A 24,396-nucleotide genomic window follows, 5' to 3' on the forward strand; every position below is an offset into this window, starting at 1 on the left:
GCCAGTCGTCCGCTGTCCCCCACGGGCGGGGTCGTCCGCGCTTTCATCGGGTGCGCCCCAGTTCCGCGCGGAGGAGGCGGTGGACGTTGCCCCCCATGATCTTGCCGATATCGGTCTCGGAGCGTCCGCGGCGGATGAGTTCCGCCGTCACGAGGGGCAGTCCGGAGGGGCCTTCGATGCCTGGTAGGACGGCGAGTGGGTCGATCTCCCCGTAGGCGAAGTCCTCGCAGCAGGGAGGGGTGACATCCGTGATGACCTCGTACACGAAGTCGGGTCCGATGCCGACGTGGTCGATGCCCGCGACGGAGGCCACGTGCTCGATGTGGTCCCCCAGCCGCTCCACCGTCTGTGCCTTGGGGTCGGCGTCGAGGAAGGCGGGCAGGAAATTGACGCAGATGATTCCGCCGGTGGCGGCGATGCCTCGGATCTGGTCGTCGGTGAGGTTGCGGTGGTGGTCGCGCAGGGCGCGGGCGCAGGAGTGGGTGGCGATGAGGGGGCGGGTGGCGAGGTCGAGGACGTGTGCTACCCCGGCGGCGCCGAGGTGGGACACGTCGAAGATCATGCCGAGGCGTTCCATCTCCGCCAGAGCCCGCACACCCGCCTCGGTCAGTCCGGAGCCGGTGGCGTCCTCGCCGCTGCCGTCGGCTAGGGGCGTTCGGCCCCAGTGGGCGATGGACGCCATGCGCACGTCCAGTCGGTGGAGGGTGTGGAACAGCTCGATGTCGGCGTCGATGCCCGGGGCGCTCTCCAGTGCCAGGACGAGGGCGATCTTCGACTCCGCGAGCGCGGCGTCGATCTCGTCGCCGTCGCGGCACAGGGCGACGGTGTCGGCGTTGCCTTCGGCCAGCACGTGCGCGGCCTCGATCATGCGTAGCGTGCGGCGCAGTGCGCCCTCGGGCCGGTACGGGTCGTCGATGAAGACGGGCAGCACCTGGATATCGACTCCGCCGGCCTTCAGTTGGGGCAGCCAGCGCTCGCGGAAGAAGTCCGCCCAGCGGGCCGGACGGCGGGCGGCCACCGCCTCCAGGAGGTCGTTGTGCGTGTCGGCGACGACGGCTCGGTGGTGGAGTTCAGCGGTCACTTCGAAGCCTTCCGGTGGACAAGATGTCGGCGGTGTGACGCCACGAGTTGAGGGGTTTACGGTCGGGCGGTATCGGTGGCGGCGCCTTCGCCCGGTGTCGGACGCGGTGCGTCCAGCGGCGCGGTCCACGGGCTGCCGCCGGTGCACCACTGCGCGGATCATCGGCTACGGCCGGCCGGGACCGGGTACGTGCTGGCCCTTGCCCGGCTCGCAGTGGTGACGCAGGCTTCCGGCGCGGTGCGGGCGCCGGGCCAGAAGGCAGGTGGCGCTGGCGGCCAGCACCGGCCGGCCGGTGCTGCGGCGGAGACGTCGAAACCGGAGTCCTGTGACCGTGCCGCAATCAGATCCTGCTGGTCAGCATGATGCAGTCGACCCAATCCCCAGACCTTCAAGCTGAGTTTTGCGTGTTCCTTGCTTGGAGCACACGCTCGCCCGAAGGCCGTCTGCGCGTGCGGCAGCTACCGAGCTGGGTGATCAAGCACGAGAAGTCGTTGGACACCCGAAGGTCTCGGATCAGGTCAGGCCGTTGTGGTGTCCCCCGTGACCAGGTCGCCCAGGAGGTAGCGCAGACCGTTCGCGAAGGAGCGCCGCCAGCCCGCGTGTTCGTGGGCGCCCGGGAACTCGTCGAACTGGACCTCGTAGCCCTTGGCGATCAGGACGTCACGCAGATGCCGGTTGGCGGCCAGCAGAGTGATACCGAAGGGCAGTGGCTGGACTTCCAGTGTTCCGGCGCTGACCCAGTAGCGGGTAGGAGTCACGGGGTCGGCAGCGATCTGCCGGGTCAGCCACTCGGGTTCGCTGTCGTGGCCCATGGAGTGCTCGCTGTCGTCGCCGCCGAAGCCGCGCTTCTGGCCCCACCAGTGGGAGCCGGAGAGGGAGAGCACCCGGCCGATGACGTCCGGCCTACAGTGGGCGAGCCAGGCGGAGCCGAGGCCGCCGTAGCTGGCGCCGGTGACGACCGTACGGGACGGGTCCTCGCCCGCGCCGTACTCGGAGCGCAGCCAGGGCACGAGTTCATCGGCGTACTGGGTCGCGAGATCGGGGTTGCAGCACATCTCCACCATGCGGGACATGGGGTCCTTGTTGTGGACGAAGGCGGCGACGGACGGGGGAATCGCTCCTGCTTCGATGAGGTTGTCGAGGATGACCGGGTAATTCTCCACCTGGTACTCACCGTCGAGGAGGAACACCAGGGGGTAGTCGCCCCGGCCCCTCTCGTAGCCGACGGGGGTGTAGACGGTGATGGTCCGCTCGTCGCCGAACACCTCGGAACGCACCTGGTGTTCGGTGAGGGTGCCGGGAGAACGGCTGGGACCGAACCAGGTTTCGGAGGCCGCGCCGGGAAGGGTGAGGACGGCCTCCTTGGCGTTCTGATTGAACTCGGGGCCCATGTGGATGCTGTCGGCGGTGACGAGGTCGGGGTTGAACGGGTCGTGGTGCGCACAGCGGTCCCGCTGGAGCGCGAATTCGAGCATCCCGCCCGCTTCCTGGATCACCTTCATCACCTCGGCTGTCGGCACCTGGCTGTTGGGGTCGTCGACGGCGAAGGCGTACAGGACCGACAGGCGGTCGTCGGCGACCGGAAACGAGAGGTACCAGATGTCGGTGCCCGCGATCCTCTCCATCTGCGCCGCCCGGCCCACCTTGTCAAAGGTGAGCTGGGAGGTGACCGACACCTGTTCGGCCGGGCCGATCCAGACGAAGGTGACGAGGTAGCCGCCGTCGGGGAGCGGGTCGCACAGCGGTCCGCCCGCCTTGTGGAGAGCGTCGGTGAGTGCTTCGACCGCTCCGTGGTGGCCGGCTGCGACGGCGTCGAGCAGTTGGGTGGCGAGCGCGGGTGCGTCGGTGGTCATGTTCTTCTCCTCGTGAGGTGGTCAGGAGTTGGTTCGGGTTCGGGTGGACGACACGGACGGAGGCGGGACCGGTTCGGATGCGGGCCAGGGACCGGTTCAGACGCCAACGGCGGCGGCCGGATCGCCGGAGGGCCGGGGCGAAGTGCCCGCGCGGCGGCCGGGCACGCGCCAGGCGAACGCGATGGCGAGCGCGGTGATGACACTCCCGACCAGGAAGGTGTTGGTGTAGCCCGCGTCCGTGGGCATCGGGATCGGTGCCCCTTCGGCGGAGTGGGAGATGACCGCCGCGGCGATCTGGACGCCGAGGGGGGCACCGACGGACCGGGCGATCATGTTGATGCCGGTGGCCGCGCCGGTGTCCTTCGGCTCCACGGATTCCAGCGTTCCGTTGTAGAGCGCGGTGCCGCTCATGGCGCCGCCGGTGCCGAGGAAGACGACGAGCAGGATCAGGTGCCAGGCTTCGCTGTGCCGGTACGCGGCGAATACCAGACCGATTGCCGCGATGGCGAGTCCGGTGGCGAGGACGGCACGGGAGCCGAAACGGCGGCAGAGTGCGCCGGCGACTGGCCCGACCAGCACGGCGACCACAGCACCGGGAAGCATGTAGAAGCCGGTGTCGGTGATCGTTCCGCCGAGCCCGTAGCCGGTCTGTTCGGGGGCGACCACGATCTGGGGGATGGACAGGGCCGACACCGAGTAGCCGAGGCCGAGCACCAGGGCGGCCAGCGTGCCGCTGAGCACTGCGGGGCGCCGGAGGAAGGTCACATCGACGATGGGGTTCTCGACGCGGAGTTCGGTCCGTACCCACAGCGCTCCGAGGGTCGGGACCGCAGCGAACAGCCCCAGGACGAGCGGGGACGACCAGCCCCAGTCGGGCACTTTCGACAGAGCGAACGTCAGACAGAACAGGGTGGTCGCGAGGAGAACGGCGCCGGCCCAGTCGACCCTGCCGGCGCCGGTGTCCCGGGTCTTGCCCGCGATGCCCTCCGTGGCCGCGCCACTCGGTGAAGGAGAGGTACGGGGCATGATCAAGTAGGCGATCAGGGTGGTCACCGTGATGACGATGGCGGGCAGGCCGAAGATCCACCTCCAGGAGAGGTTCTCGGCGATGGGTCCGGCGAGCACCATCCCGAGGCCGCCGCCGAAGGCGAGGAGTCCGACCAGCAGCCCGACACCGAACGAACGTTTCTGCTCGGGGAAGTTCTCCCGCATCACGACAAAGCCCAGTGGCAGGACGGCGGTGCCGATGCCCTGGATCGCCAGTGCGACGAGCAGCAGGGGGAAGGACTGGGTGACCGAGGACAGGGACGCCCCTATCACCCCCGCAGAGCCCACGACGAGCAGCATGCGCCGGCCGCCGTAGCGGTCGGCCAGGGAACCCACGAGCGGGATCGCCAGTGACGCGGTGATGGCGATCGAGCTGAGCAGCAGGGCGCCTTCCGCGGTGGTGAGCCCCAGATCGGCCTGGATGATGGGCAGTGCGGGAAACAGCATGGATTCCAGTAGCCCGGTGGCGACGACGATCACGGCCATCAGGGCGAGGACGGGGGTTCCGGACTGTGGTGACGCGACGCTGGGTGGTGTGGCTGTCTCGGACATGAGTCCTCCGGGTCTCCGAGGGTGGGTGGTGGCGAACGGCGGCGACGGTCCTGGGTACTGCCGGTTGAGGAGTCCCGTACTCCGGTGGGGGCGATCCGGTCGGTGATCAGCGTCGGGCGGTGGTGATCCAGTCGGTGACGAGTTCGTCGAGTACGCCGAGCGGGACCGCGCCGTGGCCGATGACCTCGTGGTGGAAGTCCTTGATGTCGAAGCGGGCGCCGAGGGCGTGGCGGGCGCGTTCGCGTTGGGCGTGGATTTCGCGGCGTCCGATCATGTAGGCGGTGGCCTGGCCGGGCCAGGCGATGTAGCGGTCGATCTCGTTGCGGACGTTGGCCTCGGTGGTGGCGGTGTTGTCCCGCATGTAGGTGACGGCCTTCTCGCGGGACCAGCCGAGGTGGTGCATCCCGGTGTCCACGACCAGTCGGCAGGCGCGGACCGCGTCCAGCGACAGCATCCCGAATCGGGTGAGGTATGAGCTGTAGAGGCCCATCTCGTCGGCGAGGCGCTCGGTGTACAGGCCCCAGCCCTCCAGATGCGCGGTCATCTGACCCACCGTCTTCCGGCGGACCTCGGGCAGCTCCCGCAGGGTCTGGGCGACGGCGAGCTGGAGGTGGTGGCCTGGGATGCTCTCGTGGAAGGCGAGCGCCTCGTACTCGTACCGGAACCGCGTCTCGGGACGGATCGTATTGATCCAGTGCGTGCCCGGGAGCCCTGGTCCGCCGGGCGGCTGGTAGTACGCCAGCGGCGCGGTCTCGGCCGAGAGCGGGTCGACCTCACGGGTCACGCAGTCGGCGATGTCATAGGTGCGGAACCAGGCGGGTACGGCCGCGCGGGCGCGCTCCAGGGCGTCCTCGACCAGTGCGACGATCTCCTGTGACCCTGAGAACCGCAGCGACGGGTCCTCCCGCAGAGCGGCCAGCGTCTCCTCGGTGGTCCCGGTCCTCAGCACCTTCGTGCCCAGTTCGGCGAACTCCTCGCGCAGCGCGGCCACGGTCTCCAGTCCGATCCGGTGTACCTCCTCCGGGCTCAGACCGGGTCGGGTGTGCCTGCCGACGGCATCCGCGTACGCCTCGATCCCGCCGGGGACATGGCACACGCCCGCCTCCGAGTCCGGCCGGGCGTCGTCGGCGAGCCCGGCGAGGCCCTCGCGGTAGCGCAGGATGGACGGCCGCACCACATCGCGTACCAATGTGCGGCCCTTCTCCTCTTCCGGCAGGTCCTTCACCGTCCGCACCATGGCGTCCTCGTCGAGGTCGGCCGCGAGATAGCCGTCCAGCTGCGCCAGCGCGCTGTCCACACCGCTGCGCAGGGGGCGCCGGCCCTCCGCAGCCGCCTCCTGGTGGCAGCGGAGCGAGCCGTCGAAGAACCCTGGCAGCGCGGCCAGCCGTTCCAGGTAGTCGGGCGCACCCGCGCTGTCCACCGGGGTCATGGCCAACGCCTGGAAGACGAGATTCTGGCTGGCCGAAATGCTGGCGGAGACCGCGAAGTCGGTGAGTCCGTGCTCCAACTCGCTGGCACCGCTGTCGATGAGACTGCTCAGTACGCCGTGGGTGACGCGGTCCTCCCCCGTCAGCTTCTCCCGGGGGAGGGCGGCCAGCCGCTTCCCCAGCGCGATCAGGTCGGACCGATGCCTGTCAGCGGCCTCCCGTGAAGGGTCGGGTACCTCGTGGGCGTGGCCGGCGACGCCCATGAGTGGCGCGGCGAAGGGGTCGAACGCCATCTCCCCGGCGAAGTACTCCCCAGCCAGATCTGCGAGTTTCGCCTGAAGGTCCTGCTCAGCCATGTCGTGCTCCCGCTGTTGGCAGTGCGATGCAGCGAGTATTTGATCCCACTCATCGCAGTGTCAAGAAGTTGCGTCTATCAGCTTTGAGTGATTGACCTATCGATACACTGCATGACATGACTGGAGAAGATCAGCAGGCGCACCTGCGGTTCGCCGACGAGCTGGGCGCAGTGTTCGGAGGCGAGCTGCCGCCCATGGCGGGCAGGATGGTGGGAATGCTCCTGATCGCGGAGGAACCCCGGCTGTCCACCAAGCAGTTGGCGACCCGGATGGGAGCCAGCCCGGTGACCGTCTCCAGTATGGGAAGGCTGCTGCGCCGCCTGAACATGGTCGAGCGGACGGTCTCCCCCGAGACCCGGCGGGACGAGTTCAGTCTGCGCTCGGCCAGCTGGGTGGAGGTCTACGGGGAGAACGCACAACAGTTGTCCCAGCTGGTGGCAGTGCTCGACGGGCAGCTCGCCGACGACAGCCTTCCCGACGCGCCCAGAGTCCGAATCCTTGAGATGCGGAACTTCTACGCCTTCCTCCTGGCCAACACCCCCGAACTGCTCGACCGGTTCCGTCAGTGGCGGGCCAGCCAGGGCCCGTACGCCGTGTTCCCCGCAGACGGCTCCACGGCCCCGCGGGCCGGCGCGGGGGCCGGATCCGGGAGCGGGCAGCACTCCGAACACCCCCGCCCCGACCGGTAGCACCGCCTTGCCCTCTGCACAGAGACACTCACTGGCGGCACCCGACGACGCGATCCCGAAGTACTCCATCGTGCAGGTGGGAGTTTCTTCCGGACGCAGTGGACAATCCCTCTTGCTCCAGCGGGATTTCGCGTCCCGACCCATACCGCCACAGTGAACTCGGCGTCACTCAGTCACACCGATTTCACGACATGACCGGCGCCTCCCGGAGCATCGAGGAAGGTGGGCCGGTGATCGCGTGCTGTGCCTGGCGTCGCCTAGCTGATGCCCCGGCACCGGCCGCCGTCGCCCCTGCGAGAGCGGACCAAGAGTTCCGACGCCCACGCCGCCGCTACCCCGCGATCCTCCGCTCCGCATCCGGCCAGGGCCCGGAACACCTGGCCCTGCGTCGAGGCGACGTTCGCGGACACCGCGAACCCGCTCAGCACGTGCTCGATCCCACCCACACCACTCGCGATGAGACTGCTCAGCACGCCGTGGGGGCCGGCCCTAACCCGTCAGCTCCGCGACGTGCACCCCACCAGCCGCTTTCCCCAACGCCATGAACCAGGACCGGTGCGCCCGCGCCCCATCGTGTACATGTCCGGGACCCGGTCGGCATCACCCATAGCCCCTAGCCAGAATCAGGCGAAAATGGTCGTACGCCATCTTCGCGGCAGAGCATTCCTCAGCCAGAGTCTTCAGATGCGCCTGGCTCTTCTCGTGAGCCATGACTACTCCCGCTGACTTTGCCCAAATCGGGCGACGTAGCAAGTATTCGAGCATGAATAGAGAGTTGCCAGAATTCATAGACGTTTAGTAATTACTGAACAGCAATAGCTTGTACGCTATTTCCATGACCGAGGAAGATCAGCAGCGACACCTGAGGTTCGCCGAGCAGCTGGCCACCCTGTTCGACGGCGTGTTGCCGCCCATGGCAGGCAGACTGCTGGGAACACTCCTACTGGCGGAGGAAGGCTGGCTCTCCAGCAAGGAACTGGCGGACCGTATGGAAGCCAGCCAGGCGACGGTCTCCACCATGGGCAGGCTGATGATCCGCTGGGGCATGGCCGAGCGGACTGTGTCCCCCGACACCCGGCGGGACATGTTCCGCCTCTCGGACGGAGCGTGGCTGAGCATCTTCCGTGAGAACAGGCGAAAAGTATCCGAGGTGGTACAGGTCCTCGACGAACAGCTCACCGACCCCGGCCTCACGGACCTCGCCCGCGCCAGAATCCGCGAAATGCGGAACTTCTATGCCTTCGTCCGAGCCAGGGACGCCATCACGGCCCACGAATTCGCCCATTGGCGCGCCACCCACGGCCCGGAAGCGATCTACCACCCCGAGCCCCACCCGGGACTCGACGCCCTGAACCAGCCTGACGCGCAGACCCGCACAGCCGGCCCCACTGATCTGTAAGACCCAAACCGTGCCGAACAGGCGGAACGACCCGCCGCTCCCCGCCGCCGGGCAGCGGCCTCCTCCGCCCGGCGGTGGTCGACGCATTCGGCCTCCGCGGCGGGCGAAGCCGGGCCAGCACAGGTCGCCGCTCTTGCCCTCGGCTGGTGGCAGCCCAGACTGCCGGACCGGTCTCGGGCGGACTGCGGAGTCGGGACACTTTTCCGGATCACGTCCCTCGGCAAGCAGTTCGTGGCGCGACCACCCTGCTCTTGGCCCAGGACGGCACTGGACGATGCCCGACATCGTCACCACAGCCAGGCGTTGGAGTGCCGCACCCGGGACAGGGCGCGGGCATCACGGCGCGCGGCGGCGTTGCCGATGCGGTTCTGCCGGGAGCGGGGCCGGCGCGACTGCGATGGCCGCCAGTGCGGTACGGGCATGGCCGTCCCAACCCTCCCGGCGCAGCGCCGCCAGCAACCCCGCGACCTCCTCCACACTGCGGGACTGCCCGGCCGACCTCACCAAGTCCATCGCTGTCGCGGCCCGGGTACGCTGCTCTAGATCGCCGACCGCCCGCACTAATTCCGGTACAGGGCGGCGGTCGGCCTCCAGCATGGCGGTGACCCACGGCAGCTCGCCTCCGTCCGGGGCCGCGGCGAGCTCGTCGAGTTGGTTCTCCAGCCTGTCGCACCGATCCTCGGCAGCAGCCAGTTCGGCCTGCGCGACCGCAAGCGCCTCGCGTAGATGAACCACTGCTTCCTGGAGAAGACTGCGCTCCTCCTCCAGCCGCGCGTACTCGCCCCTCCAGGTCTCGACCTCTCCCCGATGGACGAGCACCTCGCCTTCCAGACGCAGCTCCAACCTTTGGCAGCGGGCCTGGACCTCCTTCAGGCGACGCTCGCGTTTGAGCAGAGCTTCCTCCAGGGCTCGTTGCCGTGTGGTGATCCGGCGGGTTTCCTCGTCGGCCTCGGCGAGCCGGGCCTCCAGCAGCTGTGTCTCGCGACCGCCACGGTCTCGCTCGCTTGCTCTTCGGTGCAGCTCCCGCAACGCCGCTTCCGCGCCGGGCGTGAGCGGGCCGCGCTTTTCCTCGACGTCTGTAATGAGGTCCGCGACGAGATCCCACGGAGGGATTCGCAGTCCGCTGAGGTAGTGGCTGAGGGCGCTGGCGGTGATGAATCGGCGGCTGGCGTAGCGGCGGACCCCGAGTTCGAGTTGGGAAGAGACCTGCCGCAGGTCTTCGACAAAGGCACGCAGGCCGGGGTCGAGGTCGTCCCGGAGGGGGGAGAGGGTCGCGGAGGCGCGTCCCGAGTTGGGGGGCACCGTCCCGCTCCTAGCGAGGGTGTTTCGCGGCTGGCCGAACGCGGCTGGATCAACAGTCACGTCGAGACCAGCCCCCACCCCGGCCGCCCTCGACGCCGGTACTACGAACTCACCGGTGCCGGCCGGGCCCAGGCTCGGTCTGCCCTCGATGCCCGCGCGGTCCGCCGTAGCCGCCTCGGCCTCGGCCTCGGCCTCGCCGAAGGTGCGGCATGAGTAGCAAGGGCCCTGACCAGATGACACTGAAATTCCGGGCCGGCCTCGCTGCGATGTCAATCTTGCTTGTTGCGGGGGGCGTAGCTGTGAGTTACGCCGCCGGCGACTCCCACGCGGCCACGACGTACATCAACGCCATCACCGTCACCACAAGTATTGCTTCCTTCGCCGTGGTAGCGAAAAGCCAGATGCTTCTTGGTAGGAAGCCGTCTGGCGATGAGCGAGTTGGTGCCGGTCTGTCGTCCTTCGCAGCCGTGTTGGCTGGACACCACAGGGGGATGCGGCAGGTGTGGCTGGCCGACCTGGTCGGCGACCCGGACAGCGGACTCGTTCTGACCTCGTGGCAGCGGCGCAGGATGGCGGCGGGCTTCGTCGTCGCTGCCCTCCGGCTACGGGCACACGATCTGTTGGGCCACCTGTGGCGGCCGGTCGACTGGGCCTTGGCGACCGACCAGCGCAGGAACGGGTTTATCACTGCCACAGTGGGCGCGCAGGCGGTCTACATCGTCCGGGACGGCGGACTACCAGCGCTGATATCTGAGGTGTGGGAGCCGTGCGGAATCGCTGGAGCCGCCCTCTACGTCCTCTCGCACTGGCTGCGTCGAGTCCGAGGAATCGAACTCGCCGCCCAGCGCGAGAGGGAGTGAACATTGAAGCCCGGCGACTCCGCCTGAAAGCCCTACAGACGCAAGCCACCCCGCCTGCGCCACTCCGCGCCGCGCGGGGGTCTGCGCCTGCTCCCGGACGATGCTTCCGGGATACCGCTTCGCCACGGTGTCGGCCGTGGACCTCACCGAGGCCGTGAACACCACCTTGCCGTTCCCTCCGTCCGCGACGACCTCGAACTGCCTCTTGTTCTTGTTGCACCCGCACGCCATCAGGCGCCCCGACGGCCCCATGCTGTCCTGGGAACAATGGCGCGCCCTGCTGGAGGACAGCGGTTTCGACACCCCCGTCCACATCGGCGACCACGCAGATCCGGACCTGCGCGACTACTCCCTCATCCTCGCAGCGGCCTCACCGCGCCACGACACCAACGCCCCGGAATCGGGCCTCCCGGCACCCGAGCGGACCGACCCTCCACAGGACACGACCCGCTGGCTCATCGCCGCCGCCGGCACGGCCCACGGCACCAACGCCGCCCTCGCCCGCGAACTCGCCGAAACCCTGCCCGCCGGCCTCCCCGGCCGCGTACAGCTGGTTGGGGACGCCGACGACCCCGACTCCTGGACCCGGGCGATACCGCCCGCGTCCGAACCCACCTGCCTCGTCCTCATCGGCGGCGACGAACACGAGGGGGGCAACGGCCCAGGACACCGATCCGCAGGCACTCGCCGACGAGGCCACCCGCCAACTCGGCACCCTGCGCACTCTCGCCCAGGTCCACCAACACCACCCCGACACCGACCGGACCGATCTGTGGCTCATCACCCGCAGCACCGCCGACACCACGAACCACCCTCCCAGCGAACCGGTATCCGCCGCGCTCTGGGGTGCCGGACGGAGCCTGGCCAACGAGTTCTCCACCAGCCCGGTGCGCAGAATCGCCCTCACCCGGCCGGAGGGCTCCTGCGACCCCCTCGACGCACTGATCACCGAACTACTCACCCCGAGTGACGAGGACGAAGTCCTCCTCACCCCCGAGGGGCGCTTCGTCGCCCGCGTACAGAACCTCCCAGCCCCCACCCGCCCCAGCGGCCACGGAACCTCCCAGCGGTTCACTCTCGACGTCCCCGCTTTCGTCCCCCACTACGAACTGCGCTGGAAGGCGGTACCACCCCCGGTACCGCCCCCAGGCCATGTGGTCATCGCCACAGAAGCGGTCGCCCTGAACTACCGCGACATCATGACCGTCACTGGCAGGGTCCCCGCACCCGCCCAATTCCCCGGCGACCCGACCGTCCCCCTCTGACTGAACTGCGCGGGAACCGTCCAAGCCGTCGCCGATGATGTCACCACCCCTCGGTGGGGGACAGGATCACCGGAACCGCGCCGGGCTCCTTCGGCTCCCACGCACTCATGCGCGCCGACCGGCTCCACCCCAAAAACAGCGGCTATCAGAAGATGGCCCATGCCTTCCATCAGGGAATGATCGACGCCTCGGCGGATCAATGGATCACTGAGAACGTCGTTGTCTCACCGCCCCCGCCCGGCTCCGACCTCCCCGGCGACTACAACGTCGACGGCGACAGCAAGGCCGAAAACCTCGTGATGGGCCCCAACGGATCGGTGAACGCCGACAAATACACCACAGGCACCAACTGGACCGACCTCGGCCGCATCGCCTCCGGCTCAAACCAATGGACCGACAAACAGGTCCGCATTCAACCCTCCCCGCACAACAGTGGCGGGCCCGCCGGTGACCGACAGGCCCGCCATCCGCGTTCGCCCCCATCCGACGCTCCGCCCGGCCGTGCGGCGGGCGACGCGGGCCCGGTGTCAGCGGTGGTTGTGGCCGAGAACACGGAAGAGGGGCCCGACCCCGGGAGCGGCTACCGGCCACGCCCCCTGCCGCCGAGCGGAAGTGGGTGGGCAGCAGCGAGAGCGGGCACGGCCATCCGCCCCCACCGTCGACCATTCAGGTTGCCAAGATCGTCACGCGGTCGAGCCGGACCGCCGTCGGTAACGAGGCAATAGCGCCGACCACATCTTTCGACCGATCGTCCGCCACCTCTCCGAAGGTCGTGTACTGCCCGCTCAGATGGGGCGCCGGTGCAAGAGTGATGAAGAACTGGGAGCCGGTGCTGTCCCTGCCGAGATTCGCCATGGCCAGTTGGAAGGACCGATCGAATCCCTGGCCCGAATGGATTTCGTCCGGTATCCGGTATCCGGCGCTGCCTTGTCCGGTGCCCAGCCGGTCGCCGCCCTGGATGACGAACCCCGGCACACGGCGGTGGAAGACCGTGCCGTCGTAGAAACCGCCTTCTCCGGTGGCTCCGGTCAGGGGGTCGGTCCAGGTGCGACGTCCGGTCGCCAGGCCCACGAAGTTGTCCGCGGTGTAGGGGGCTTCGTCGGGGCGCAACCTGAGGTGGATGTTGCCGCGCTCGGTGTGCAGGACCGCGGCAAGGGATCGGTAGGTCCTCAAGGAGAAGGAGAAGGGACGGCGGCCGGGCGTCTGGCGGACCCGTACCGGGGAGTCGCGCAGCGGGTCGCTCAGCGGGGCGAACGCGTTCCGGTCGCTGCGGTCGCCGCTTCCGACCGAGCCCGGTGCGCTCCCGTGCAGGCCGGTTACGCTCCATCCCGTTGGGTCGGTACGGACCTCGGCCAGCGCGGCCGTGCGCGACCCGAGCCACAGCGGATGGCCTTCCGCCGATTCGAGGCGCTGCGTCTGCCACAGCTCCCGCACTTCGGCCGAGGCGTGGGTCAGCAGCGTGTCGAGATCGGTCACCGCCTGTGCGTCCAGCACCTCACGCATGGTCGTCGTGTCGTGGTACTTGTCGAAGAGCGAGCCGTTGTTGTGCTCAAGGGTGAAGCACTGGTCAACGAAGACTCGGTCGGGCAGCTCGTGCAGGACGTAGCGCCTCACCATGGCGGCCACCGGAGCCCACGCCTCTCCGCCGAACTCCACGCCCGGACCGGCGAACGCGTCCGCGGCGAGCCGCAGCACCCGGCCGTGGCCCGTCTCGCGGCGCAGCCGCTGCCATGTGACGCGGCTGTCCCCCTGGTTGATTTCCGTGATGAAGTCCGCCAGTTCCCTCGGGTAGTTCTGGGTCCTGGCTCGTTCGTAGTGTCCGAGCTCGTTGCCGATCACGTTGTCCAGATGTCCCGCCAGCTCGGCGCACAGGTGGGGCAGCCAGCGGAACAGCCGCGCTCTGGCGGTGCGGTGGCCCGCCGCAGTCAGCCACTCCAGCAGGTAGAAGTCGGCGGCGAGCGAGGACGGGTCGACGGAGTCGACGAACCAGCGCGGGCTGTGGGCGGCAAGCTCCGCGGCGATCATGCTAAGGGCTTCGGCGCGGTCGACATCGCCGTCGAGGTACCGGGGCCAGTGCCGTTCGGCCACGGCGTACAACCGCGCGTAGCGCCACTTGGTACCGAGCACATCGACACATGGGCGGTGCGCGGAGTCCACCGCGCGGACCAGGTGGCCGGCCGTCATCTCCACGAGGATCTTGGTGAGGGTGACCCGCAGCCGACGCTGGTACGGAGAGCTGCCGGGCAGGCGGCGGACCAGCTCAGTGGACAGGTGGTTCTCGGGGATGGCCCCGGATTTCAGCTGCGCCCAGCCCAGCATGGTCAGGACGGCGTCCGCGAGCGTCGATCCACGGAAGCGGCGGCAGTCGACGTAGACGCCCGTGACCTTGCCCGCGTCGATCAGGAAGCCCGTGGCGGGCGGGGCGGGTGCGAGCGGCACGAGGTGGAGGTCCAGCGTCCGCTCGGTCTCGGCGGTGCCCAGCGCCGCGCAGAGGGGAGCCAGGTAACGCTCGGGCGCCAGGAAGTCGTTGATCGCCACGGCCGCCTGCTTGCGGACGCCCTCGAACTGGGGGAGCGCCTCGGCGAGGGTCGGCGCCGCCGCGGTGAGCGCGGTGGTGACGAGTTCCGTTCCGGATCGGAGGCGGTCGTCGTCGACGAGAGCGGTGAGTTCCTCCGGCCGGCCGGCAGCGGCCAGGAACGCGGGCAAGCCGGAACCGACAGTCCTCGCCCAGGACCGCAGTCCGTCAAGGAACAGGTCCGTCTCCGGGGTGACCGGCCTGGGCAGGAAGTTGGGCTCCCAGGAGCCGGTACGCCCGATCAGCTCGCGCTGCAGCGCGAGCGCGAGGTCGAGGACAGTGCTGCGTTGGTGACGGAACCTCACATCGCTCCCCACTGGCCGCCCTGTTCGGTGAGCAGACCCGCTTCCCGCAACTCGATGGTGATGCGCCGACACCGCTCCTCGGTGAGCCCGGCGAACGCGGGCGACTCCTTCGACAGCCGCAGCGCGTACTCGGTGACGGTCTGCGGCGAACGCCCGTCGCTCAGGCCCCAGACCAACGCCGTGTCAGGCGGCAGGCGGAAGTGCCGGCCGACGGGCTGGACCAGCGTCACCATGTCGTCGTAGGCGCGCGGCAGGAACGCCGGGGACCTGCGCAGCGGACCGCTCCCCGCCGGCCAGGCGGGCCAGCGGGAGACGTCGACGCCCTGCCAGCCGAGGGTGGCCGTGGCGATCAGGCAGGTCTGGGCGAACGACGTCAGAGCGGTCAGGCCCGCTTGAGGGTCGACGGCCAGGGGGTCGTCTCGCAAGAGCCGTTGGAACTCCGCGAAGGGAAACCCGTCGGGGCCGCTGCGGGCGAGCTGCCGCCACACCCATTTCTCGCCGAAGTAGAGGTCCCCGCCCGCCGCGGCCAGCGCCTTCCCCGCGCACACGAGGGCGCGCCGGCCGGCGAGCGCGGCCGGGTCCAGGTCGGACGGGTCGTCCGACTGGCGCAGTCCGAGGCAGTCCTCGGCCGCGAAGAACGCGGCGAGCATCCAGGTGTTCATGACCAGTCGGGAGAGGCGCAGAGGATGCTCGTCGAGTCGATTGCGCAGCGCGGCCAGGGTGCCCGAGTCGGTCACGATGTCACCGGTGCGCAGCCGGACGGCCAGCGCGATCTCACGGTCTGACAGCGTCTCTCCTGCCGGGTCCGAGTGCACTCCCGTGCCGAGGACCCAGTCGACGAGCGACTCCAGGGTGTCCAGGGAGAGATGCTGTACGTCGACACGGATGTCGTCGGCGAACATCTGCTGCCGTTTCTCTCCCGTCGGGGCGCCGACCAGATAGACGTCGATGTCGCTGGTGGCGCTGCCCAGCCCGACTGCCGAACTGCCGGCGAGGAACGCGGCGTCCGCGTGTGTCGATGCGGCCAGGCGGGACGCGATGCTCCTGCCTAGGCGCACGCGGTCCTGGGCCGATGAGACTGCTGTCATGCGCTCATCCCTCCTTGGCACGGGGCCACGACGGCTACCACCCCGGGTTCTCCGGCAGTGCGAGCCCGAGGTACTTGCTGTCGTCCGACACCATCACGTCGGCGCGACAGCACTGTTCGAGGAAGGCCGTCACCTCGCCCTCGGAGACTGACACTCCCTGTGCCGCCAGGAGGCGGGCGATCGCCGCCGCTGAGCGGGGCGCGTCTCCGCAGGCTTCGTAGGCTTCCGCCTTCCAGGCCGAGAGGACGGCCCGCTTGGGCTGGTCGGTCCTGCGGTCGATCAGCGTGAGCTTCCCGGGCAGCCGCTGGTAGACGAGGCTGGGCTTCGACTCGGCGAAGCGGGTCTGCCATGTGGAGACGGCGGCGTTTAGTGCGGTGACCGTCTCGTGGGACACGGTGCCGGACGCCTCGTAGTCGAAGAAGTACGCGATCTTCTCGGGGTCCAACGAGGCCGGGTAGACATGGCCGTAGCTGGCCCGGGGCCGGACCTTGTCGATGGGGAAGGACGGGTCGGTGAAGTAGGGGCTGAAGCGTTCCAGCCAGATCCTTCCGCAGCCGCCGGGGGGCTGTAGATGGTGCAGAAGCGGGAGTAGGCGCAGCTGCTCGGCGTAGTCTTCCTCGGTCTCCCCCGGGAATCCCGCCAGGATGTTCCAGGCCACGTCGATCCCGTAGTAGCCGGCCCATTTCAGGAGCCGAATGTTGATCAGCTTGCTCGCGCCCTTGCGCATCAGTTGCAGCACATGGGTGCTTAGGCTCTCGATGCCGGGCTGGATGCGGAGGATCCCGGCGCTTCTCAGGGTCGCCACCTGCTCCCGGGTGAGATTGGCCTTCACCTCGAAGAAGAGGTTCACGTCCCAGTGCTCTCGGGCCAGCAGCGTGCAGAGCGACGAGAAGTACCCCATGTCCAGGATGTTGTCGACGGTGTCGACGTGCACCGCCGGGTAGTCGCGCAGCAGCGCGCTGAGCTCGGTGAACGCGCGCTCGCCGGACTTGGATCGGTACGCCATGCCGAGCGCGTTGAGACCGCAGAAGGTGCAGTGGTGTTTCTGGCCCCACCAGCATCCTCGGGAGAACTCGACCGGCAGTCGTACGGGTGCCCGGCCGAGCAGTCGAGCGCGGTCGAAGCGCTCCAGCCAGGCGAAGTAGTCCCGGTAGTCTGGGGTGGGAAGGTCGTCGAGGGCCTGCGGGCGCTGCGCGTCGGCAGCCTGCGGCGTGTGGTGCGTGGTGGCGTGCCGCAGGACGCCGGTGATCGGGGTGTCCGTGCCGTCGGCGATGTTCTTCAGCAGGGCGGGGAACACGATGTCGCCCTCGCCGGCCACCACGTAGTCGAGCCAGGGCAGCTTTCTCGCGTACTCGGCGCCCATCTCTCCGTCGAAGTTGGCGCCTCCGTAGACCAGGGTCACACCGGGGTGGAATTCCTTGATCTTCCTCCCCAGGGCGAGGGATGCCGTGTTCTGCATGAACGTGGAGGTGAACCCGACGACGTCGTACTCTTCCCACACCGGTTTGGCCGCGCATGCGGTGATCCAGTCCGGCAGCGTCTCGCGGCGCATCTCCACGAGGTCCTGGAGGCTCTTTCCGGTGAGCTCGTCCCAGATGGACTCCACTTCCGGATACTCGGCGAAGTAGTCGTCTTCCGGGGTCACTTCTCCGAACGCGGCGTAGGAGAAGAGCCACTCGCCCATCAAGTGCAGCCGTTCCGAGGTGACGTTGGCGATGGTGTCGTAGGACTTGCTGCCGAAGAGGGAGGCGAACTCGATGTTGAGGTAGTGGCTGTCGCACTCGTGCCCGGCCTCGCGAGTGATCGACTGCAACAGTCCGCACTGGATGGAGGGCGCATGGATCCGTGCCCAAGGCATGTTGACCAGGGCGACACGCAGAGCCTTGTCAGGCGGTGAAGCGGACGCCGCGTGGTCCGCTTCGGTCCGCACGGCCAGGGGCAGGCGGATGATGCTCATCGGTTTCCCCTCGGGTCTGGGCACATCGGTCACTCGAAGTCGTCGTGACCGTGTCTGCTCGCGCGCCGTGCCTGGAGGAGGATCGACAGCGCGGCGAGGACGGTGAACCCGAAACCGGCGGCGACCTCCAGGCCCAGGTCGCCGAGCCACGGTCGGCCCTCCATCCCAGCGCGGACGGCGTCCAGCCCGTGCCGAGCCGGCAGCACCTGGCCGATCGCGTCCACCCATCCCACCCGACCGGGCGGGACGATCGCGCCGCTGCACAGCATGACCAGGTAGGACAGGACGTTCGGGGCCACCACGTCGGCCCGTTTGCCGACCGTCATCGTCGCCCCGGCGAGCCCCAGCACGCTGAGCGTGAGCGCGATCAGTGCGTACACCCACGCCCAGGGCAGCAGGCGCAGGGCGAAGTCCGTCATGCCGAGCAGGGGCGCCGCAATGGCGCCCTGGACGACGAGGAGGACCCAGCCCATGACGGGGTAGGGCAGCACCCGGGCGATCTGGGTGACGGTGGGCGACAGCGCGCCGGTGCGGACCCGCGCGAAGGTGGCGTACTGCTTGTCCAGGACGGGCACGGCGACCACGCCGTTGACGTTGGTGCTGCTCAGCGCCAGCACCAGCGATCCGGCGAAGGCGTACTCGCGATGTCCGGGACCCGCGAGGACACCCGCGAGCGTCGTGAAGAACAGGATTTGCAGGACCCCGCGCGGCAGGGTCGCGCCGAGCAGACCGGCGGGCGTCTGGAGCACCCGGTACTCCAGCCAGCCCATGCGGGCCGCCTCGGCCGACCGCCAGGCTAGGGAGGCGCGGGCCGAGGCTGCGGCGTGCGGGGGGACGATGTCACGCGAGGTCAAGCGTCCCCTCCTTCCGAGATCTCTCGACGGACCGGCGGTAGGCGAAGCCCGCGGCGGAGAAGTAGGCGAGGGTCAACAACATCGCGACGCCCAGCGGGGCGAACGTGACGCCCCCGGTGCTCGCGTCGACCAGACAGTCCTTGATCCAGTGCAGGCTGAGGAGTTCGGGCGCCCAGCGCAGCCACTCGGGCAGCGCGTCCGTGGGGATGAGCAGTCCGCCCAGGGCGAAGACCGGGTACATCAGCGCGTGGGACCACACCAGCCCGTTGCGGGTCACCAGGAAGAGGCAGGACACCAGCGCCCCCAGAGCGGTGCCCGAGCACACCAGCACCACGAGCGACACGACGGCCCACGCCGGGTGCGACACGCCCAGCGGCAGGCCCAGCGCCGCCGCGGTGACGCCGGTGCTGACGAGGATCGCGCCGACGCTGGTGACGGTGGCGCCCAGGCTCTTGCCCAGCAGCACCAGGTAGGGCGACCAGACTCCGGAGACACAGCGGGCCAGGGTGCCGAAGGTGCGCTCGCGGCGCAGAACACCTCCGCTCATCCACACCGTGGAGCCCCACAGCGCGGTCAGCATCACGGCCACGATGAGTTCGGCCGTGCCGTCGGAGCCGGGGCGGCCGGTCTCCACCGCGATGACCAGGAACACGGCGGGCAGCATCCCGGAGTTGACCAGCAGCAGCGGATTGCGTTGCATCGCCCGCTGCTCCATGCGGAACGCGGTCAGGAACATCCATGCCGCGCCCCTCACTTCACTCCACCGACCTGGCGGCCGTCGGCCAGGCGCGCGGCCACGTGCGAGTAGACGTCCTCCAGCCGCACCGGATCGATGCGTACGTCCAGCACGCTGACGTGCGCCAACGCCTGCTCCAGCAGGCCGAACGAGCCGACGCTCCAGTCGCGGACATGCAGCCGGAGGGTCCATGACTCGTCGGCCACCTCGACTGCGCCGACGGTGATGTCAGGGGACGACAGGGCGCCGCCGTCGGGCGGGCTGCCGGTGCCGCGCACGGTCACCGTGGCGGTGTAGCCGGCCTGCCGGGCGAACTCCTCGACTGGTAGGTCCGCCGCCAGTGTGCCGTCCGCGAGAATGATCACCCGGCTGGCGAGGCGTTCGATGTCGAGCAGGTAGTGACTCGTGAGCAGGACCGAGACTCCAGTGTCGCGCAGTCGGGCGACGGTGCCGCGCAGCCGTTCTGCCTCGACCGGGTCGAGGCCCACGGTCGGTTCGTCGAGCAGCAGGACGCGCGGCTCGGCGATCATGCCGATCGCGATGTGGAGGCGCTGGCGCATGCCCTTGGAGTACGTCTCCACCGCGCGGTCTGCCGCGCCGACCAGGCCGACCTCCTCCAGCGCGGCATCCAGCTTCGTGCTCAGGCCGCGCCGGCCCACGCCGGCGAGCATGGCGAAGAACCGCAGATTGTCGCGGCCGTTCAGCTTGGCGTAGAGGCCACGGTCGCCGCCCAGTACGACGCCGGTCATACGGCGTACCTCGCGCAGATCGCGGGTGACGTCGTGACCGAAGATCCGGGCGGCACCGGCCGTGGGCAGCAGCAGGGTGGCGAGGATCTTGGTCAGGGTGGTCTTGCCCGCGCCATTGCTGCCCAGCAGGCCCACGATCTCGCCAGCCCCGACCTGGAAACTGACGTCCCGCAGGGCCACGAGTTGGCGTCCACGGTCGATGAAGGTACGGCCGAGCCGTTCCACGACGATCGCCGACTCGCTCAACGCCCCGCCCCCGTCGGATGAACGTCCGCCGCTCCTTGCGCGACGGCGGCCCGTGCGGCGGCGAGTCTGGCCAGCGGGATCCGTGGCGCCGCGCACGAGACGTGGTCGAAGCCCGCCTCGGCGAAGAACCGCACAGCCGCTGCATCGGCCGCCTGCTCGCCGCAGACACCGAGCGTAATGTCGGGGCGTACGCCCCGTGCCTCGACGGCGACCTGGCGTGCCAGGGCCCCGACCGCCTCGACGTCCAGCCGGGCGAAGGGGGATTCGGCGAGGAGGCCCATGTCCTGGTAGGCGGGCAGCAGGTGTTGTTCGGCGTCGTCGCGGGACAGGCCCCAGACAAGTGCGGTGAGGTCGTTGGTGCCCAAGGACAGCGAGTCCGCACGGCGGGCGATCGATCCCGCCAGCAGCGCGGCCCGCGGGGTCTCGATCATGGCACCCAGCGAGATGCCCGCCTGGGCCCCGGAGGTTCCCAGGTGGGCGCAGACGTCGTCGAGCATGCCCCGGACGAAGTCCAGTTCCGCCGACGTGCTGACCATGGGGACCAGCAGTTCGGGCCGCGGGTCCCGGCCGGCGCGGCGCAACGCGAGGGTCGCTTCCACCAGCGCCTTGATCTGTACGGCCGTCAGCGCCGGGAGCAGGACTCCCATCCGCACGCCGCGCACTCCCAGCATGGGGTTGTGCTCGTGCAGGCGGCGGGTGATGTCGAGACAGTCCCGGTCGGCGGGAACGCCCGTCGCCGCCGTGGTCAGGGAGAGTTCGGTCAGGTCGGGAAGAAACTCGTGGCGCGGGGGGTCAAGCAGCCGAATCGTGACAGGCCGTCCGTCCATCGCGGCAAGTACGTCCGTGATCTCCGCCCGCAGGAGGGCGTGCACGGTGGCGAGGTCCTCCGTCATGTCAGGACCGGGCCGGGCCATCAGGACCCGTTGGAGTATCTGATGGCGCTCGCCGAGGAACATGTGCTCGAGGCGGCACAGTCCCACCCCGTCGGCGCCCAATGCCCGACCGGCGGCGGCGTCCGCGCCGGTGTCAGCGTTTACCCGCACGGCAATGCGGGGCAGCCCCGACAGCGCCTCGTCCAGCCAGCCGGGCAGTTCCGGAGCGACCTGCCGTTCGGCGGCGGGCCCCGTGCGACCGCCGAGGTGGATCACTCCGGCGTGGCCGTCCACCGTGACCAGGTCGCCGGCGCGGACGGTGTCGCCGTGCGTGGTGCGCAGGACCTTGGCGTCGAAGTCCAGGACACCGTCGACGAGGGCGGTGACGGCCGGCAGTCCCAGTCCGCGCGCCACGACCGCGGCGTGCGACGTCTGTCCGCCCCGCTCGGTGACGACGGCCGTCGCGGCCAGCAGGCCCGGAAGATCCTCCGGCCTCGACTCGGTGAGGACAAGCACCGGCTGCCCGCCCTTCGCCTGCACGGCGACCGCGTCGGTCGCGCTGAAGGCGACGGCGCCGGAGGCGATACCGGGCGACACCCCGAGGCCGCGCGCCGCCACGGGCAGATCGAGGGATTGCGCCGCCCCGGAATGCGCCTGTTCCACGTCCAGCGGCTCCACCAGCGACACCGCCTGCGCGGGGGTCAGCCGGCCTCGTTCGTACCGGGTGGCCACAGCGTGCAGGAGAGCAGCGCCACGCAGGGATGCTCTGGTGCTTGCGACGATGTGGGGCCTGCCCCCCTCGACGAGGAACTCCACCCTCGCCGGCCAGTCCAGTGCGGCCTCGGCGGTGTGGACCGCTTCCCGTACTTCCGGGCCCCAGGGTTGCGTGTCGATCAGTTCGGCGAGATCCGTGCCGCCCGCTCTCAGGAGCTGGGCTCCTGATCCCCCGGCTAGAAAGGAGCCCGTCACGCCGGGACGGCCGGTCGACGGATCGCAGGAGTAGGCGAGTCCACTGCCTCCGTCAGGGCCGCACCACAGCGGCTGTCGCCCGAGCCCGAACTGGGCCGGACCGGTCTCGGCCCTGGTCAACGCCCTCACCATGGCGATTACTTGTTCGAGCGGGTCGTCCGGCAACGCGGCACCTGGGGCCGCGACGGCCAGCGCGGCAGTCAGTTCGGCCCGGCGTGCCGCGGCGAAGCCGTCACCGGCGAGCCCTGCCAGCCACTGGTGACTGGGAGGACTCAGACCGAGAAACGACAGACAGCTCCCCTTCTGGCAGGGAAGCCATGCCGTCAGGAAGAGGGGGTGCTGAGCACTCCCGAGGCGACAGTCGGGATCAAGCGTGACGATCGCCTCATGAATGGTGTCGTCAGCGGCGTCGACCGGGAGCCACAGCACTGAATCAGCAGAAAAACCGACCGGCAGACGATCCATGCCCACGCGCTGAATCCCCATCCCCAAGGCCCGGCACCGATTCCGGTGGTGAACCTCTAGTGACAACAAGCCCCCGGCACAGGTGGGGGCGGGCTGACGAGCGGTCTTTACCGGTTCACGAACTCCGGGCGCACACCGAGCAGGTACACACGGTCATCCAGTTCAACGGCATCCTCCGGGGCGATCGGAGAGAATTCCAGCTCGGCCAGGTCGGCGAGCTCCTCGGCGTTCAAGTTTATTTTATCCATGTTCCGAAGTTAACAGCGAGCACTTCTGACCTCAAGGGGAACTCCTTTTGTTTGCAAGGGAGTTGACGAGATATCGACTCCCCGGAAGGCACGGACGTATGGATTGTCGCTGCTCACCCAAGGAAACACCCCAGGATGCGCCCGGTCGGCGTCTTCCAGCCATTCGCCGGAGGAATTCGCAGAGCCTCCGGACTATGCTCACGCGGGTGCGGATTACCAAGTACACCCATTCCTGCGTCCGGTTGGAGCACGACGGTGGCGCCACGCTGATCATCGATCCCGGCGTCTGGAGCGAGCCCGAGGCCCTCACCGGCGCGGACGCTGTCCTGGTGACCCACGAACACAACGACCACGTGGACCTGTTGCGACTGAAGGGGCTGGGCGTGCCCGTCTACGCCCCCAAGTCGGCGCGGCTCCCGGGCCTGGACTTCACCGGCGTCGTCCCCGGCGAGGAGTTCACCGCGGCCGGCTTCCGGGTGACCGCCCAGGGCGGGCAGCACGCGCGCATCTACGGCGGCCTCCCGGACTGCGCCAACCTCGGCTACCTCGTCGAGAACAGCGTCTACCACCCCGGGGACTCCCTGTGCCCTCCCGACCGGCCGGTGGAGACCCTGCTGGTCCCCCTGCAAGGATCGTGGATGAAGACGGACGAGGCCATCGACCTCGTCCGCGCCGTCCAGCCGGAACGGGCCTACGGCATCCACGACGGGCAGATCAACGAGCGGGGCCTGGGCAGCCTCAACGGCTGGCTCGCCGACGCGTGCGGCGACTGCTACCGCTGGCTCCCGCCGGGCTCCTCCGCCCGATGACCGAGCCGTCCGCCCCCGTGCTGTTCACTGTCGCCGGCCCGCCGGGGCCGGGGCACCTGAGCACCATGGTCCGGCCCCGCGGTCACGCGGACCTGGCAGCCGACATGACAGCCCTGCGCAAGGCCGGTACTAACATCCTGGTCTGCGCCCTCCCCGACGCCGAGCGCGCCGGACTCGGGCTCGCCGACGAGCCCCGCCTCGCCGAGGCCGCCGGGCTGCGGTTCGTCGCCCTGCCCATCCCCGACTTCACTGTCCCGTCGATCCCCGTCGTGCTGCCGGCACTGCGGGAGCTCGCCGCGGAGCTGCGGGCCGGAGCTCATGTCGTGGCGCACTGCCGCTGCGCCATCGGACGGTCCTCCCTGATCGCGGTCTCCCTCATGATCCTCCTGGGCATCACGCCGGAGGCCGCCTGGGCGTCCATGGAACAGGCGCGGGGGACAGCGGTGCCGGACACCGAGGCACAGCGCGCGTGGACGTTGGAGCTGTTCCGCGTCGTGGCTTCCGGCGGACAGCGCCCCGGACAGAACCGCGCAGTACGGCCCTCGGACCGTCAGCCTCCGTCGGCCCCGTGATCACTGGTCTCGTGGCCGCCCTGCGGTGGGCCCGCGCGGGCCCACCGCAGGGCGGCGAGCGCAATATCCCGAAGGTGGTTCGGCCGGGCCTTGCACAGCTCGACCGCGGCGTCGTCCAGG

19 protein-coding genes and 1 pseudogene are annotated in these 24,396 nt (G+C 69.4%); 7 read left to right on the plus strand and 13 right to left on the minus strand.

What is annotated here, in order from left to right:
- Positions 1 to 43: 43 nt before the first annotated feature.
- From OID54_RS00410 to OID54_RS00425, 4 genes are all read right to left on the minus strand, one after another.
- Positions 44 to 1,081, minus strand: coding sequence for a dipeptidase (locus OID54_RS00410; protein ID WP_329012149.1), 1,038 nt, complete (start codon positions 1,079 to 1,081; stop codon positions 44 to 46).
- A 518-nt stretch (positions 1,082 to 1,599) separates the two neighbouring features.
- Entirely contained in the window at positions 1,600 to 2,934 is a 1,335-nt protein-coding gene (locus OID54_RS00415) for an alpha/beta hydrolase-fold protein (RefSeq protein WP_329012153.1), read from the minus strand.
- A gap of 96 nt (positions 2,935 to 3,030) precedes the next feature.
- Positions 3,031 to 4,533: an MFS transporter gene (locus OID54_RS00420; protein ID WP_329012156.1), complete on the minus strand. Its 1,503-nt coding sequence runs from the start codon at positions 4,531 to 4,533 to the stop codon at positions 3,031 to 3,033.
- Between the two features lie 106 nt (positions 4,534 to 4,639).
- Complete coding sequence (locus OID54_RS00425) at positions 4,640 to 6,316, minus strand: DUF885 domain-containing protein (protein WP_329012160.1); 1,677 nt, start codon at positions 6,314 to 6,316, stop codon at positions 4,640 to 4,642.
- Positions 6,317 to 6,432: 116 nt separating this feature from the next.
- On the opposite strand from OID54_RS00425, the gene OID54_RS00430 reads away from it, so the two are divergent.
- Entirely contained in the window at positions 6,433 to 7,005 is a 573-nt protein-coding gene (locus OID54_RS00430; protein ID WP_329012163.1) for a GbsR/MarR family transcriptional regulator, read from the plus strand.
- 835 nt (positions 7,006 to 7,840) lie between these two features.
- Positions 7,841 to 8,404, plus strand: coding sequence for a GbsR/MarR family transcriptional regulator (locus OID54_RS00435; protein WP_329012166.1), 564 nt, complete (start codon positions 7,841 to 7,843; stop codon positions 8,402 to 8,404).
- Between the two features lie 287 nt (positions 8,405 to 8,691).
- On the opposite strand, the pseudogene OID54_RS39070 reads toward OID54_RS00435, so the two are convergent.
- Positions 8,692 to 9,001 (minus strand): annotated as a pseudogene (locus OID54_RS39070) (hypothetical protein).
- 914 nt (positions 9,002 to 9,915) lie between these two features.
- On the opposite strand from OID54_RS39070, the gene OID54_RS00445 reads away from it, so the two are divergent.
- The 3 genes from OID54_RS00445 (at position 9,916) to OID54_RS00455 (ending at position 12,556) form a co-directional block, all read left to right on the plus strand.
- Positions 9,916 to 10,566 (plus strand): hypothetical protein, encoded by a 651-nt coding sequence (locus OID54_RS00445; protein ID WP_329012171.1) that lies wholly within the window; start codon positions 9,916 to 9,918, stop codon positions 10,564 to 10,566.
- Positions 10,567 to 11,120: 554 nt separating this feature from the next.
- The gene (locus tag OID54_RS00450; protein WP_329012175.1) at positions 11,121 to 11,831 is read left to right on the plus strand and encodes a hypothetical protein; all 711 of its coding nucleotides are present in this window, start codon (positions 11,121 to 11,123) and stop codon (positions 11,829 to 11,831) included.
- Between the two features lie 53 nt (positions 11,832 to 11,884).
- A complete protein-coding gene (locus OID54_RS00455; RefSeq protein WP_329012179.1) occupies positions 11,885 to 12,556 on the plus strand; it encodes a hypothetical protein in 672 nt (223 codons plus the stop codon).
- Here the strand turns inward: OID54_RS00455 and OID54_RS00460 are convergent.
- The 8 genes from OID54_RS00460 to OID54_RS00495 form a co-directional block, all read right to left on the minus strand.
- Positions 12,498 to 14,711, minus strand: a complete 2,214-nt coding sequence (locus tag OID54_RS00460) for a peptidylprolyl isomerase (protein WP_329012182.1) — start codon at positions 14,709 to 14,711, stop codon at positions 12,498 to 12,500. The two genes, OID54_RS00455 and OID54_RS00460, sit on opposite strands and share 59 nt — an antisense overlap.
- Positions 14,708 to 15,799, minus strand: a complete 1,092-nt coding sequence (locus OID54_RS00465; RefSeq protein ID WP_329012186.1) for a hypothetical protein — start codon at positions 15,797 to 15,799, stop codon at positions 14,708 to 14,710. Before OID54_RS00465 ends, OID54_RS00460 begins: the two co-directional genes overlap by 4 nt.
- Before the next feature lie 34 nt (positions 15,800 to 15,833).
- The gene (locus OID54_RS00470; protein ID WP_329012189.1) at positions 15,834 to 17,756 is read right to left on the minus strand and encodes a RiPP maturation radical SAM C-methyltransferase; all 1,923 of its coding nucleotides are present in this window, start codon (positions 17,754 to 17,756) and stop codon (positions 15,834 to 15,836) included.
- Between the two features lie 29 nt (positions 17,757 to 17,785).
- Positions 17,786 to 18,610 (minus strand): ABC transporter permease, encoded by an 825-nt coding sequence (locus OID54_RS00475; RefSeq protein ID WP_329012191.1) that lies wholly within the window; start codon positions 18,608 to 18,610, stop codon positions 17,786 to 17,788.
- A complete protein-coding gene (locus tag OID54_RS00480) occupies positions 18,597 to 19,346 on the minus strand; it encodes an ABC transporter permease (RefSeq protein WP_329012193.1) in 750 nt (249 codons plus the stop codon). The genes OID54_RS00475 and OID54_RS00480 overlap by 14 nt, the downstream gene beginning before the upstream one ends.
- A gap of 14 nt (positions 19,347 to 19,360) precedes the next feature.
- A complete protein-coding gene (locus tag OID54_RS00485) occupies positions 19,361 to 20,341 on the minus strand; it encodes an ABC transporter ATP-binding protein (RefSeq protein WP_329012196.1) in 981 nt (326 codons plus the stop codon).
- A complete protein-coding gene (locus OID54_RS00490; protein WP_329012198.1) occupies positions 20,338 to 22,611 on the minus strand; it encodes a putative PEP-binding protein in 2,274 nt (757 codons plus the stop codon). The genes OID54_RS00485 and OID54_RS00490 overlap by 4 nt, the downstream gene beginning before the upstream one ends.
- A 143-nt stretch (positions 22,612 to 22,754) precedes the next feature.
- Entirely contained in the window at positions 22,755 to 22,895 is a 141-nt protein-coding gene (locus tag OID54_RS00495; RefSeq protein WP_329012202.1) for a hypothetical protein, read from the minus strand.
- A gap of 194 nt (positions 22,896 to 23,089) precedes the next feature.
- Between OID54_RS00495 and OID54_RS00500 the strand changes: the two genes are divergently transcribed.
- A complete protein-coding gene (locus OID54_RS00500; protein ID WP_329012206.1) occupies positions 23,090 to 23,704 on the plus strand; it encodes an MBL fold metallo-hydrolase in 615 nt (204 codons plus the stop codon).
- The gene (locus tag OID54_RS00505; protein ID WP_329012208.1) at positions 23,701 to 24,276 is read left to right on the plus strand and encodes a phosphatase domain-containing putative toxin; all 576 of its coding nucleotides are present in this window, start codon (positions 23,701 to 23,703) and stop codon (positions 24,274 to 24,276) included. Before OID54_RS00500 ends, OID54_RS00505 begins: the two co-directional genes overlap by 4 nt.
- Positions 24,277 to 24,396: the final 120 nt, after the last annotated feature.

The sequence above is a fragment of the Streptomyces sp. NBC_00690 genome (assembly GCF_036226685.1).
GTDB lineage: Bacteria > Actinomycetota > Actinomycetes > Streptomycetales > Streptomycetaceae > Streptomyces.

Bases quoted from the DNA above. Each gene is read 5' to 3' on its own strand.
- OID54_RS00495 (WP_329012202.1), bottom strand. From the start codon at position 22,895: ATGGATAAAATAAACTTGAACGCCGAGGAGCTCGCCGACCTGGCCGAG.
- OID54_RS00435 (WP_329012166.1), top strand. From the start codon at position 7,841: ATGACCGAGGAAGATCAGCAGCGACACCTGAGGTTCGCCGAGCAGCTG.
- OID54_RS00420 (WP_329012156.1), bottom strand. From the start codon at position 4,533: ATGTCCGAGACAGCCACACCACCCAGCGTCGCGTCACCACAGTCCGGA.
- OID54_RS00445 (WP_329012171.1), top strand. From the start codon at position 9,916: ATGAGTAGCAAGGGCCCTGACCAGATGACACTGAAATTCCGGGCCGGC.
- OID54_RS00480 (WP_329012193.1), bottom strand. From the start codon at position 19,346: ATGTTCCTGACCGCGTTCCGCATGGAGCAGCGGGCGATGCAACGCAAT.
- OID54_RS00505 (WP_329012208.1), top strand. From the start codon at position 23,701: ATGACCGAGCCGTCCGCCCCCGTGCTGTTCACTGTCGCCGGCCCGCCG.
- OID54_RS00465 (WP_329012186.1), bottom strand. From the start codon at position 15,799: ATGACAGCAGTCTCATCGGCCCAGGACCGCGTGCGCCTAGGCAGGAGC.
- OID54_RS00470 (WP_329012189.1), bottom strand. From the start codon at position 17,756: ATGAGCATCATCCGCCTGCCCCTGGCCGTGCGGACCGAAGCGGACCAC.
- OID54_RS00425 (WP_329012160.1), bottom strand. From the start codon at position 6,316: ATGGCTGAGCAGGACCTTCAGGCGAAACTCGCAGATCTGGCTGGGGAG.
- OID54_RS00430 (WP_329012163.1), top strand. From the start codon at position 6,433: ATGACTGGAGAAGATCAGCAGGCGCACCTGCGGTTCGCCGACGAGCTG.
- OID54_RS00415 (WP_329012153.1), bottom strand. From the start codon at position 2,934: ATGACCACCGACGCACCCGCGCTCGCCACCCAACTGCTCGACGCCGTC.
- OID54_RS00500 (WP_329012206.1), top strand. From the start codon at position 23,090: ATGCTCACGCGGGTGCGGATTACCAAGTACACCCATTCCTGCGTCCGG.